Consider the following 11,941-nt stretch of genomic DNA (forward strand, 5'->3'; position numbering starts at 1 on the left):
CGCCGCCCAGGCCCGGGCCAGCGCCGCCGCCGCCCGCGCCCAGGCCCAGGCCCGCCGCGTCGATCTGGAGCGTCTGACGGTCGCCGCGCCCATCGCCGGGCGGATCTTCCGCGTCGACGTCCGGCCTGGCGAATACGCCCCGGCGGGACCGGCGTCCGAGCCCCTGATCGCCATGGGCGAGGACGCCCGCCTCCACGTCCGCGCCGAGTTCGACGAGGCCGACGCCGCGCGCCTGACCCGCTCGGGCCGGGCCTATGGAACCCTGCGCGGACAGGCCAGCCGCCGCATCCCCCTGACGCTGGTCCGCATCGAGCCGCAGGTGGTCGAAAAGCGCGCCCTGTCCGGCGGGTCCGAGCGCGTGGACACCCGGGTGGTCGAGGCGATCTACAGCTTCGATCCGGCTCAGGCCGCCGCCTACCTCGGCCAGCGCATGGACGTCTTCGTCGAGGCCGCGCCTTCGCCGACGCAGGCGGCCGCGACGACGACGGAGCCCGCGCGATGATCCGCCAGGCGCTGCTGATCACCACGGCGGGCGTTCTGCTGTCGGCCTGCGCGACCGACCTGACGCCGCCTGCCTCCGCGCTGACCGCCCCTGCCGCCGGGGACGTCGCCGCCCTGCCCTCAGCCGACCCGGCGACCGACCGCTGGTGGATCGCCATCGGCGACCCGGTTCTCGACGGCATCGTCGAACAGGCGGGCGAAGCCTCCGATGTCCGCATCGCCGAAGCCCGACTGTTCGAGGCGCGCGCCCGCCTCGGCTCGGCCCGCGCGGCGCTCCGTCCCGAGATCGGCGGACAGGCGACCGCCGAGCGGCAGTCGGTGGACGACCTTGACCAGGACACCTTTCAGGCTCTGGTGTCCTTCAGCCTGAACCCGGATCTCAACGGCGCCGTCCGCACCCGCGCCGAGGCCGAGCGCCTGCGCGCCGAGGCCGAAGCCGCCCGCGTGGACGCCGCCCGCCTGACCGCCCGCTCGACCGCCGCCCAGCTCTACGCCGCCTACCGGGAGGCCCAGGCGCGCGCCGCCGCCGGCGACCTCGCCGTGCGCGCGCTCGAAGAGTCCCTGTCGCTCGCCGACACCCGCGAACGGGCGGGCCTGACGTCTGGCCTCGACGCCGCCTCGGCCCGCGCCGCACTGGCCTCCGCCCGCGCCCGGCCCATCGCCGCGCGCCAGGCGGCCGAAGAGGCGCGGCTGGGTCTGGAGGCCCTGCTCGGCCTCAACCCCGGGGCCCTGACCGCCGCGCTCACCCAGCCGACCACGGCCGCGTTTGAGACCCCCGCCGTCCGCGCCCTGTCGGCCCCCGCCGCGGTCCTCGCCCGCCGTCCGGACCTGCGCGCCGCCGAGCTCCAGCTCTGGGCCGCCGGGGCCGACGCCCGGGCCGCGCGGCGCGACTTCTGGCCGACGCTGTCGCTGAGCGCCGCGCTCGGTGGTCAGGAGCTGGATCCCGAGACCCCCTTCACCGCGTCCGGCTTCCTCAGCCAGATCGCCGGCGGCCTGACCGCGCCCCTGTTCAGCTTCGGCCGGCTGGAGAGCGCCCGCGAGGCCGCCGACGCCCGCCGGACCCAGGCCGAGATCGCCTATCGCCAGGCCGCCGTCGACGCCCTGTCCGAGGTCGAGACCGCGCTCGTCGCCCTGGCCTCCGCCGAGGCGCGCGCCGCGACGCTGGCCGAAGCCGTCGCCGCCGCCGACGACCAGGCTCGGCTGGCCAACCAGCGCTACCGGGGCGGCGTCTCGCCCTTCCTGGAGGTTCTGACCGCCCAGCGCGCCGCCGCTGACGCCCGCGCCGAGGAGGCCGCCGCGCGGGGTCAGGCGCTCACCGCCTACGCCCGGCTGAACGCCGCAGCGGGGCTCGGCGGGATGGCGGGCTAGATCCCTTGCCTTCCGCTCATCCCCGCGGAAGCGGGGACCCAGTGCTTTGGGCGATCGGTCGTGTCGAGGGAGACGGATTGCTCATCCCAGACATCCTCCCCCGCAAAAGAACTGGGTCCCCGCTTCCGCGGGGATGAGCGGAAATGAAAAGGCGGGCCGTGCTGACAGCGAGCACGTTGATCGTTAGAAGCCGCCCCCATGACCGCGCCCCAGAAGACTCCCGCCGAACTCGCCGTCGAATGGGGGCTGGCCCCTAATGAGTATCAGGTGATCCTGGACCGGCTGGGCCGCGAGCCCAATCCGGTGGAGCTGGGCGTTTTCTCGGTCATGTGGTCCGAGCACTGCTCCTACAAGTCCTCCAAGATCCATCTGTCGAAGTTCCCGACCAAGGGGCCGCGCGTCATCTGCGGCCCGGGCGAGAATGCCGGCGTCATCGACATCGACGACGGCGACGCCTGCATCTTCAAGATGGAGAGCCACAACCACCCCTCCTTCATCGAGCCCTATCAGGGCGCGGCGACCGGCGTGGGCGGCATCATGCGCGACGTCTTCACCATGGGGGCGCGACCGGTCGCCCTGCTGAACGCCCTGCGTTTCGGCGACGTGGAGCACGAGAAGACCAAGCGTCTGGTCAAGGGCGTGGTGTCCGGCATCGGTGGCTACGGCAACTGCGTCGGCGTACCGACCGTGGCGGGCGAGACCAACTTCCACCGGGGCTACAACGGCAACATCCTGGTCAACGCCATGTGCGTCGGCCTGGCCAAGGCCGACAGCATCTTCTACTCGGCCGCGCCCGGCGCGGGCATGTCGGTGGTCTATTTCGGCTCCAAGACCGGCCGAGACGGCATCCACGGCGCGACCATGTCGTCCGCCGAGTTCGACGACGAGTCCGAGGCCAAGCGTCCCACCGTCCAGGTCGGCGATCCCTTCGCCGAGAAGCTGCTGATCGAGGCGACGCTGGAGCTGATGGCGTCGGGCGCCGTCGCCGCCATCCAGGACATGGGTGCCGCCGGCCTGACCTCGTCGTCCGTCGAGATGGCGGGCAAGGGCGGCGTCGGCATCGAGCTGGACATGGACAAGGTGCCCCAGCGCGAAGAGGGCATGACGGCCTATGAGATGATGCTGTCGGAAAGTCAGGAGCGCATGCTCGCGGTGCTGAAGCCCGGTCGGGAGGAAGACGGCTATCGCATCTTCCAGAAGTGGGGTCTGGACGCCGCCGTCATCGGCCGCACCACCGACACCGGCCGTCTGGTGCTGAACCACCACGGCGAGGTCGTCTGCGACGTGCCGCTGGCGCCCCTGTTTGACGACGCGCCGCTGTATGACCGGCCGTGGGTCCAGCCGGAACTGCATCCCCGCCTCAACCCCGCCGAGGTGCCCGCGCCCGAGGTCTGGGAAGACGCGGTGCTGAAGGTCCTGACCTGCCCGGACATGGCGTCCAAGCGCTGGATTTGGGAACAGTACGACCGCCACGTCATGGCCGATACGCTCCAGGACTCGGCCACCGGCGCCGACGCCGGCGTGGTGCGGGTCCACGGCACAGACAAGGGTCTGGCGGTCACGTCGGACTGCACGCCTCGCTATGTCCAGAACGACCCCTACGAAGGCGGCAAGCAGGCGGTGGCTGAGGCCTGGCGCAACCTGACGGCGGTAGGCGCGCGGCCCATCGCCATCACCGACAACCTGAATTTCGGCAATCCCCAGCGCCCCGAGATCATGGGCCAGATCGTGCGCGCCATCGACGGCATGGCCGAGGCCTGCCGCGCGCTCGACTTCCCTGTCGTGAGCGGGAACGTCAGCCTCTACAACGAGACCAACGGCGTCGCCATTCCGCCGACCCCGACCGTCGGCGGCGTCGGCCTCCTGCCCAACTACGACGTGGTCGCTGGCTTCTCGACCATGGCCGAGGGCGACACGCTCGTCCTCATCGGCGAGACGGTCGGCGAGCTCGGCGCCTCGATCTATCTGCGCGAGGTCCTGGGCCGCGAGGACGGCGCCCCGCCGCCGGTCGATCTGGCGCTGGAAAAGAAGACCGGCGACTTCGTCCGCGCCGAGATCGAGGCCGGCCGCCTGACCTGCGTCCATGACCTGTCCGACGGCGGTCTGATCGGGGCAGCGGCCGACATGGCGCTGGCGTCCGACACGGGCGTCTTGCTGGACGCCACCAGCGCGACCCATGCGCACATCCTCCTGTTCGCAGAGGACCAGGCCCGCTACCTCGTCGCTGTTCCGGATGCGGAGGCTCTGATCGAGGCGGCGCGCACGGCGGGGCTGCATGCCTCCATCGTGGGCCATGCCAGGGGCGACGCCTTCGCGTCGAAGGACCTTTTCAGCATCCCGCTGAAGCACCTGCGCGAGATTCACGAAGGATGGATGCCCCGATGGATCGAAGGCTGATCGCCCCCGCGGCCCTCTCTCTCGGGCTGGCGCTGGCCGCCTGCGAGGGCGGCGGCGATCCGGTGCAGCAGGCCATGCGCGACGCCGCGACCGCCAACCAGAACGCCGCCTATGCCGAGAAGGCCGCCGACCCGCACGCGGGCCACGGCGGCGCGGGCGCGCCCTCGACCGGCGACGCGGCCTTCGCCGAGGTCGAGGCTGAGATGCACCAGCGCATGGGCCAGGCCTCGGGCGCGACGGTCGACGAGGCCTACATCACCAAGATGATCGAACACCACCGGGGCGCCATCGCCATGGCCGAGGTCGCTCTGGCGCAGTCACAGGACCCCGAGATCCGCCGCATGGCCCAGGCCGTCGTCGACGCCCAGACCCGCGAGATCGCCGAGATGCGCGCGTGGGAACCCGCCCCCCGCTGACGAGGGCATAGGCGGCCAGCCACAGCCTCGGCTGAGCATGGCGGGAACCTGTGTCCGCGTCCTCCGACCCTGCGGCGTCGCGGCGCCCGGCCGCCAAAAAGGAACTGTCACACGCGCCCGCTAAGCGAGGAAGCGGTATCCAAGAGGAGCGTCCATGTCCCCGATCCTGTCGCGTCGATCCCTGATGGTGGGTCTCGGTCTCGGCTCGATGCTGAGCGGTATTTCGAGCCGAGAGTCGCTGGCCCAGGCGGTGTTCGAGGACAACCCCTTCCAGCTCGGCGTGGCGGCCGGCGACCCCCTGCCCGACGGCTTCGTCATCTGGACCCGGCTTGCGCCGCGCCCGCTGGAACCCGACCACGGCATGCCCTCCCAGCCTATGGCGGTGACCTGGGAGGTCGCGACCGATGCGGGCTTCGGCACGATCGTCCGTTCCGGCGAAGCCATCGCCCGGCCGGAGCTGGGCCACGCGGTTCACGTCGAGGTCGGCGGCCTGGAGCCGGGCCGCCCCTACTTCTACCGCTTCATCGCCGGCCGGGAGCGTTCCGGCGTCGGCCGGGCCAAGACCATGCCGGTCTCCGGGGCCGCCCTGGATCGCGTGCGCTTCGGCATCGTGGGCTGTCAGGCCTATGAAAGCGGCTATTACACCGCCCATCGCAAGATCGCGGCCGAGGACCTCGACTTCATCTACTGCTACGGCGACTACATCTACGAGGGCCGCGGCAACAGGATCTACGGCTCGACCAATCCGCAGGAGAACCTGCGCGTCCACATCGGCGGCGAGGTCTATACTGTCACCGACTACCGGCAGCGCTACGCCCAGTACAAGATGGACACCGACCTGCAGGCCAGCCACGCCTCGGCCGCCTGGTTCACGACCTGGGACGACCACGAGATCGACAACAACTGGGTCTCCGACATCGACCAGGACGGCACCGACCCGGCCGTCTTCGCACTTCGTCAGGCGGCGGCCATGCAGGCCTACTATGAGCACATGCCGCTGCGCCGCTCGTCCTTCCCGCGCGGGGCCTCGATGCAGCTGTATCGCCGGGCGGTCTATGGCGACCTGCTGGACCTGAACCTGCTCGACACGCGGCAGTATCGAACCGACCAGCCCTGCAACGACCGCTTCAACAGCTCGTGTGATGGCATCAACGACCGAAATGCGCAGGTGCTGGGCGAGGCGCAGGAAGCCTGGCTGCTGAACAACCTGAACCGCTCCGACGCGACCTGGAAGGCTCTGGCCCAGCAGATCATGGTCATGGATCTGGATCGGAACCCGGGCGAAGGCTACGGCGTCAACACCGACAGCTGGGCTGGCTACCGCGTGCCGCGCGAGCGTCTGCTGCGCCACATCCGCGACCGCCGCATCGCCAACACCGTGGTCCTGACCGGCGACGAGCATCAGAACTATGCCGGCGAACTCTATCTGGACGGCCGCAACCCCGAAGGCGAGCCGATCGCCACCGAGTTCGTCTCGACCTCGATCAGCTCCGGCGGTGACGGCCAGGACGCCCGCGCCGACCAGGCCGCGTTCCTCGCCGCAAACCCCCAGCTGAAGTTCCGCAACAGCCAGCGCGGCTATGTCCTCTGCGACGTGACGCCGGATCGCTGGCAGACCGAGTTCAAGGTTCTGGACCAGGTCCAGAACCGGAATGGGAACCTCTCGACCCGCCAGACGATGGTCGTGGAGCGGGGCAGCGCGCGGCTGCAAACCGCCTGACCGGAGAAGACCCATGGCCTACGTCGACGGCTACGTGCTGGCGGTGACGAAGGATCGACTGGACGACTATCGTCAGATCGCCGCCGACGCCGCCGCGGTCTGGAGAGAGTATGGCGCGATCCGTACGGTCGAGGCGGCCGCCGACGATGTGCCCTACGGCGAACTGACGTCTTTCCCTCGCGCGGTTCAGGCGACGGAGGACGAGATCGTGATTTTCTCGTGGATCGAGTACCCGGACAAGGCGACGCGCGACGCCTGCAACGAGAAGATCATGTCCGATCCGCGAATGAAGATGCCCTCAGAAGGCATCATCAATGGAAAGACGTTGATCTTCGGCGGTTTCGTTCCCTTTGTGGACAGCGCCGACTGACGCTTCAGGCGGCGACCGGCACGGTCTGGCTGAGCCGTCCGCCGACCCGGATCGGTTCGATGCGCGTGGCGAGACCCGTGCGGTCGTCGGTCTCGACATAGACCCCGCAGATCGTCGCTGGTCCCGACGCCGGCGAGTAGCGCCCCTGCGAAATGCGAGTCGTAAAGCGCCTGAGCGGCTCCTCCTTCTCGTTGCCGATGACCGAGTCATAGTCGCAGCAGCCGCCCGCATCGGTCTGATAGGCCGTGCCGCCCGGCAAGATCTGGGCGTCGGCGGTCGGGACATGGGTATGGGTGCCGACCACCAGGCTGGCCCGCCCGTCGCAGAAGTGACCCATGGCCATCTTCTCGCTGGTCGCCTCAGCGTGCATATCGACGATCACGGCGTCGGCCACGGCCCCCAGGGGCGCGGCGTTCAACTCGCGATCCACCGCGCTGAAGGGATCGTCCATCGGGTCCATGTGAACGCGGCCCAGCACGTTCATGACCAGGACGGTGCGCCCGCTGTGGGTCTCGAACAGATTGGCTCCAGCCCCCGGCGCATCCATCAGACGCGGATAGTTGACCGGCCGGATGAGCCGCGGTTCGCGCACGATATAGGTCAGTGCCTCGCGCTGGTCCCAGGAGTGATTGCCCAGCGTCAGGCAGTCGGCACCGGCCATGAACAGCTCCTTGGCCGTGTGCTCGGTGATGCCGAACCCGCCCGCCGCGTTCTCGGCATTGACCACGACGAAATCCAGCTTCAGGTCCCGTTTCAGCGCAGGCAGGTGATCGCTCAGTCCATCGCGGCCGGACTTGCCGATCACGTCTCCAAAAAACGCCAGTCTCATGCGGGGCCCGCCTTTCGCGCGGGGGTATAGCCGACCTCGGTCAGAACGCCATGCAGCGGAATGTCATGGGGCTCGACAGGCAGCCGCTCGACCCTCTGACCGGCATAGGCGAGGCCGATGCGGACGGCGTCGGGCATCGCCGCGAAGGTCCGATCGTAGTGCCCCCCGCCCTGTCCCAGCCGCCCGCCGAAATCGTCGAACGCGAGAAGCGGCGTCAGGATCAGTTGCGGCGTGACGACCTCGGCCAGAGGCAGAGGCGCGGGGCATCCGGCGGCGTCGACTTCCAAAGGATCGCCGGGAGTCCAGCGGCGGAAGCTCATCGGCGCCGAGCGGTCGATCACCGCGGGCAGGCACAGGGTCCGCCCCATTGAAACGAGGGCTTCGGCCAGCGAAGCAGGATCGAGCTCGGACCCCACCGCCCGATAGACGGCCACCGTCCTCGCCTCGGGAAGTTCGCCAGCATGACGCGCGACAGCCGCCGCAACACCGTCATCGGCGAGAGCGCGCCTGATGCGCCGCATTTCCGCGCGCAGAGCAGCTTTTTCGACGGGGATCATCGGCAATCGCGCTCAGGCAGCGAAGCGCCGCGCGCTGAGCGGTAGCGCAACAAAGATGGGGTGGCGGCGCCATGAGAGCCGTGAAGGACGGTTTAAATCCTCTCGAGCCTGGGTAACCAGGTGGGCTCCGTGTACCCGGCCCCACGGGGCCAGACAGGGACAGATCCCTTCGAGTGAATTAAGGCCGCGAGGATATGTTGCCTTCGACGTGAGCCACAGCTGACCCGCCGGGCGGGAAGATAGACCCTCCGGCCATCTGATTCCAGAGCCGCCTAAAGCCCCTGGGCGATCTTCTCGATCCGGGCGGCGACGGCGTTCAAGGCCTCTGCCACCCCGGCATCGGACGGCGGCGCATTGTGGGTCACCTGGGTCGGTGACGCCGACAACCGGGCCTCGTGAAGCTCGTCGGCCAGCAACAAGGCCCCCATCAGAAACAGCCTCAGATCACCGACCTGGCCAACTTCGGCCGCGACCTGGCGCACATTGGCGTCGAACTGCTTGGCCAGGATGCGCACACGCTCCTCCTGCCCATCGGCGCATCCGACGGCGTAGGGGCGACCGTTGATCTCCACCGTGACCGTTGCCATCAGGCGGCCTCGTTAGCTTCGGCGTCGGCCAAGACTTCACGGACAGCCTCGGCCGCGCGGGCGAGCGCCTCGGACGCCTCGCGCCCGGCGGCTTCCAGCGCTGCGATCCGCTCCGCCTCAGCGCCGCTGGACGAAGGCGGAGCCGGCAAGGCGAACAGATCGTCGTCCGGCAAGACAGGCGCCAGCTTCAGCTCATGGATCTTGCGTTCCAGCGTGTTCAGCGCGCGGTCGAGACGGTCGCGGGCGGCGGTGGTGGCGTCGGCCATCGGTCGCTTCCTCCAGATTTCGTATAGAACCCGCCACGGCCGCGCGGTAAAGCGGCGCCGCCTCCCTTTTTCCGCCTCCCGACGAAAGTTCCGCCCGTGGCCGAGTCCAAAACCGCCCCTGAAAAGGCTTCCCTCAAGCAGATGGCCGACGCCATCCGGGTGCTCGCAATGGACGGGGTCGAGAAGGCCGCCAGCGGCCACCCCGGCATGCCCATGGGCATGGCCGACGTCGCGACGGTGCTGTTCTCGAAGTTCCTGAAGTTCGACGCCAGCCGCCCGGACTGGGCCGACCGCGACCGCTTCATTCTGTCGGCTGGCCACGGGTCGATGCTGATCTACGCCCTGCTGCATCTTACCGGCTACAAGGCCGCGACCAAGGAGCAGCTGTCGAACTTCCGGCAGTGGGGATCGAAAACCGCCGGCCACCCCGAGTACGGCCATATGCCGGGCGTCGAGACGACAACGGGTCCGCTGGGCCAGGGCCTGGCCAATGCCGTCGGCTTCGCCATGGCCGAGCGGCATCTGGCCGCCCGCTTCGGCGAGGATCTGGTCGACCACCGCACCTGGGTCATCGCCGGCGACGGCTGCCTGATGGAGGGCGTCAGCCAGGAGGCGATCGCGCTCGCGGGCCGCTACAAGCTGAACAAGCTGACGGTGCTGTGGGACGACAACGCCATCACCATCGACGGCGCGGTCAGCCTGTCCGACGCCACCGACCAGAAGGGCCGCTTCAAGGCCGCCGGCTGGGCCGTCAAGGCGATCGACGGTCATGACCCCAAGGCCATCAAGGCCGCCCTGCAATGGGCGACCCGCCAGGACAAGCCGACCCTGATCGCCTGCAAGACCAAGATCGGCCGCGGCGCCGCCACCATGGAAGGCAGCCACAAGACCCACGGCGCGGCGCTCGGCGCGGCAGAAGTCGCCGCTACCCGTCTGGGCCTGTCCTGGACCCACGATCCCTTCGAACTGCCCGAGAGCATCGAGAAGGCCTGGCGCAAGGTCGGCAAGCGCGGCGCCAAGGCGCGCAAGGCCTGGGAGGCGAAACTGGCCGCTTCGCCGCAAGCCAAGGACTTCACCCGCGCCATGGCCGGCGACCTGCCCGAGCGCGCCTTCGATGGCCTGAACGCCGGCATCGCCCAGCTGATCGCCGACAAGCCCGCCCAGGCCACGCGCCAGGCCTCGGGCACCGCGCTCGAAGCCGTGTTCGGTGCCGTGCCGGAGCTGATCGGCGGCTCGGCCGACCTGACGGGATCGAACAACACCTTCGTCAAGGGCACGCCGATCTTCGACGCCCCGACCTATGAGGGGCGCTACGTCAATTGGGGTATCCGCGAGCACGGCATGGCCGCGGCCATGAACGGCATGGCCCTGCACGGCGGCGTCATCCCCTACGGCGGCACCTTCATGGTGTTCTCGGACTACAGCCGCCCGTCGATCCGTCTGGCGGCGCTGATGGGCATCCGCGTCATCCACGTCCTGACGCATGACTCGATCGGCCTGGGCGAAGACGGCCCGACGCACCAGCCGGTCGAGCACCTCGCCGCCCTTCGCGCCATTCCGAACCTGATGGTCTTCCGCCCCGCCGACACGGTCGAGGCCTTCGAATGCTGGCAGCTGGCACTGGAGGCCAAGACCACGCCGTCCGCACTCGCCCTGTCGCGCCAGAAGACGGCGGCGGTCCGCACCACGGCCTCGGACGAGAACCTGTCCGCGCGCGGTGCCTATGAGCTGAAGGCCGCGTCCGGCGAGGCGAAAGCAACCCTGTTCGCCACCGGCACCGAGGTGCCCATCGCGCTCAAGGCCGCCGAGACCCTGGAAGCGCAAGGCACACCCACCCGCGTCGTCTCCGTCCCCTGCTTCGAGCTGTTCGAGGCGCAGGACGCCGCCTACCAGGCCTCGGTGCTGGGTCGCGGTACGGTCCGCGTCGCCGTCGAGGCGGCGATCCAGCAGGGCTGGGAGCGGTTCATCGGCGAGGACGGAGCCTTCATCGGCATGACCGGCTTCGGCGCCTCGGCCCCGGCGGAGGTCCTGTACCGCGAGTTCGGCATCACGGCCGACGCCGTGGTCGCGGCGGTCAAGGCGCGGCTTTGAGAGCGCGGATCGCGGCGCTGATCTTCGCGGTCGCAGCCCTGCTCGGGGTAGTCCCGGCCTCGGCCCAGACGCCAGAGCCGACGCCCATCGTCATCGGCCAGTCCTACGCCCTGCCGTCGGCCGTCATGGGCCAGCCGCGCGAGATCAATGTCTGGCTGCCGCCCGGCCACGGCGAGGACGGCCGTCGCTATCCGGTGCTCTATGTGCTGGACGGCGGTCAGGCCCAGGACTTTCACCACATCAGCGGCCTGGCCCAGCTGGGCACCGTCAACGGCTCGACCCGCGATGTCATCGTCGTCGGCGTGGCATCGGTGGATCGCAGGAACGAGCTGGCCCTGCGCTCGTCCAACCCCGACCTGATCGCGCAGTATCCGACGCAAGGGCACTCCGCCCGCTTCCGCCGCTTCCTGGCCGAAGAGGTCATTCCCTTCGTGGAGACGGCCTTCGCCACCGACGACACGTCGGTCCTGATGGGCGAGTCGCTCGCCGGCCTGTTCGTGGTCGAGACCGCGCTGAAGGCCCCCGCCCTGTTCGACGCCTACGTCGCCATCAGCCCCAGCCTGTGGTGGGACGACGGGGAACTGGCCGGTCAGGCCGCGACCCTGCTGGCCGCCCATCCGCCGGGTCCGCGCACCCTCATGCTCAGCATCGCCGACGAGGGCGGGGAGATGCAGGCGGCGATGGATGTGCTGGTCGCGGCGCTTCGGTCCTCGGCCCCCGCCGACATGACCTGGACCTACGATCCTCGCCCGGACGAGAGCCACGCGACCATCTATCACGGCGCGGCGCTGGACGCCTTTCGCGCCCTGTTTCCCTATCCGTCCGAGCCCTGAACGCCC

At 69.7% G+C, this 11,941-nt stretch carries 13 protein-coding genes; 9 read left to right on the forward strand and 4 right to left on the reverse strand.

Annotation, left to right across the window (positions count from 1 at the left end; genetic code table 11):
* The 6 genes from IP78_RS06585 to IP78_RS06610 all read left to right on the forward strand — a co-directional run.
* On the forward strand, positions 1–502 hold a 502-nt coding region (locus tag IP78_RS06585), incomplete at its 5' end, for an HlyD family secretion protein (protein ID WP_156320313.1).
* A complete protein-coding gene (locus tag IP78_RS06590; protein ID WP_054110907.1) occupies positions 499–1,869 on the forward strand; it encodes an efflux transporter outer membrane subunit in 1,371 nt (456 codons plus the stop codon). The genes IP78_RS06585 and IP78_RS06590, both read left to right, overlap by 4 nt.
* Before the next feature lie 198 nt (positions 1,870–2,067).
* Positions 2,068–4,266 carry a phosphoribosylformylglycinamidine synthase subunit PurL gene (gene purL, locus IP78_RS06595; RefSeq protein ID WP_054110908.1) on the forward strand — a complete coding sequence of 733 codons (2,199 nt, stop codon included), beginning with the start codon at positions 2,068–2,070 and terminating at the stop codon, positions 4,264–4,266.
* Positions 4,251–4,682: a DUF305 domain-containing protein gene (locus tag IP78_RS06600; protein ID WP_054110951.1), complete on the forward strand. Its 432-nt coding sequence runs from the start codon at positions 4,251–4,253 to the stop codon at positions 4,680–4,682. Before purL ends, IP78_RS06600 begins: the two co-directional genes overlap by 16 nt.
* Before the next feature lie 154 nt (positions 4,683–4,836).
* Positions 4,837–6,402, forward strand: coding sequence for an alkaline phosphatase (locus IP78_RS06605; protein WP_054110909.1), 1,566 nt, complete (start codon positions 4,837–4,839; stop codon positions 6,400–6,402).
* Between the two features lie 13 nt (positions 6,403–6,415).
* Positions 6,416–6,772 carry a DUF1428 domain-containing protein gene (locus IP78_RS06610; protein WP_054110910.1) on the forward strand — a complete coding sequence of 119 codons (357 nt, stop codon included), beginning with the start codon at positions 6,416–6,418 and terminating at the stop codon, positions 6,770–6,772.
* A 4-nt stretch (positions 6,773–6,776) separates the two neighbouring features.
* On the opposite strand, the gene IP78_RS06615 is transcribed toward IP78_RS06610, so the two are convergent.
* Entirely contained in the window at positions 6,777–7,601 is an 825-nt protein-coding gene (locus tag IP78_RS06615; protein ID WP_054110911.1) for a TIGR00282 family metallophosphoesterase, read from the reverse strand.
* The gene (locus IP78_RS06620; RefSeq protein WP_231680944.1) at positions 7,598–8,122 is read right to left on the reverse strand and encodes a 5-formyltetrahydrofolate cyclo-ligase; all 525 of its coding nucleotides are present in this window, start codon (positions 8,120–8,122) and stop codon (positions 7,598–7,600) included. The genes IP78_RS06615 and IP78_RS06620 overlap by 4 nt, the downstream gene beginning before the upstream one ends.
* Between IP78_RS06620 and IP78_RS15650 the strand changes: the two genes are divergently transcribed.
* Positions 8,063–8,203, forward strand: a complete 141-nt coding sequence (locus IP78_RS15650; protein WP_231680946.1) for a hypothetical protein — start codon at positions 8,063–8,065, stop codon at positions 8,201–8,203. The genes IP78_RS06620 and IP78_RS15650 overlap by 60 nt on opposite strands.
* Before the next feature lie 227 nt (positions 8,204–8,430).
* Here the strand turns inward: IP78_RS15650 and IP78_RS06625 are convergent, their stop codons facing one another.
* The gene (locus tag IP78_RS06625; protein ID WP_054110913.1) at positions 8,431–8,745 is read right to left on the reverse strand and encodes a cell division protein ZapA; all 315 of its coding nucleotides are present in this window, start codon (positions 8,743–8,745) and stop codon (positions 8,431–8,433) included.
* Positions 8,745–9,011, reverse strand: a complete 267-nt coding sequence (locus tag IP78_RS06630; protein WP_054110914.1) for a hypothetical protein — start codon at positions 9,009–9,011, stop codon at positions 8,745–8,747. The genes IP78_RS06625 and IP78_RS06630 overlap by 1 nt, the downstream gene beginning before the upstream one ends.
* 96 nt (positions 9,012–9,107) lie before the next feature.
* Between IP78_RS06630 and tkt the strand changes: the two genes are divergently transcribed.
* Positions 9,108–11,102, forward strand: a complete 1,995-nt coding sequence (gene tkt / locus IP78_RS06635) for a transketolase (protein ID WP_082384886.1) — start codon at positions 9,108–9,110, stop codon at positions 11,100–11,102.
* The gene (locus tag IP78_RS06640; RefSeq protein ID WP_054110916.1) at positions 11,099–11,935 is read left to right on the forward strand and encodes an alpha/beta hydrolase; all 837 of its coding nucleotides are present in this window, start codon (positions 11,099–11,101) and stop codon (positions 11,933–11,935) included. Before tkt ends, IP78_RS06640 begins: the two co-directional genes overlap by 4 nt.
* Positions 11,936–11,941: the final 6 nt, after the last annotated feature.

This window comes from Brevundimonas sp. AAP58 (assembly GCF_001295975.1).
Classification (GTDB): domain Bacteria; phylum Pseudomonadota; class Alphaproteobacteria; order Caulobacterales; family Caulobacteraceae; genus Brevundimonas.

Bases quoted from the DNA above. Each gene is read 5' to 3' on its own strand.
- IP78_RS15650 (WP_231680946.1), top strand. From the start codon at position 8,063: ATGACGCGCGACAGCCGCCGCAACACCGTCATCGGCGAGAGCGCGCCT.
- IP78_RS06605 (WP_054110909.1), top strand. From the start codon at position 4,837: ATGTCCCCGATCCTGTCGCGTCGATCCCTGATGGTGGGTCTCGGTCTC.
- IP78_RS06630 (WP_054110914.1), bottom strand. From the start codon at position 9,011: ATGGCCGACGCCACCACCGCCGCCCGCGACCGTCTCGACCGCGCGCTG.
- IP78_RS06600 (WP_054110951.1), top strand. From the start codon at position 4,251: ATGGATCGAAGGCTGATCGCCCCCGCGGCCCTCTCTCTCGGGCTGGCG.
- IP78_RS06590 (WP_054110907.1), top strand. From the start codon at position 499: ATGATCCGCCAGGCGCTGCTGATCACCACGGCGGGCGTTCTGCTGTCG.
- IP78_RS06625 (WP_054110913.1), bottom strand. From the start codon at position 8,745: ATGGCAACGGTCACGGTGGAGATCAACGGTCGCCCCTACGCCGTCGGA.
- IP78_RS06610 (WP_054110910.1), top strand. From the start codon at position 6,416: ATGGCCTACGTCGACGGCTACGTGCTGGCGGTGACGAAGGATCGACTG.
- IP78_RS06615 (WP_054110911.1), bottom strand. From the start codon at position 7,601: ATGAGACTGGCGTTTTTTGGAGACGTGATCGGCAAGTCCGGCCGCGAT.
- IP78_RS06620 (WP_231680944.1), bottom strand. From the start codon at position 8,122: ATGCGGCGCATCAGGCGCGCTCTCGCCGATGACGGTGTTGCGGCGGCT.
- purL (WP_054110908.1), top strand. From the start codon at position 2,068: ATGACCGCGCCCCAGAAGACTCCCGCCGAACTCGCCGTCGAATGGGGG.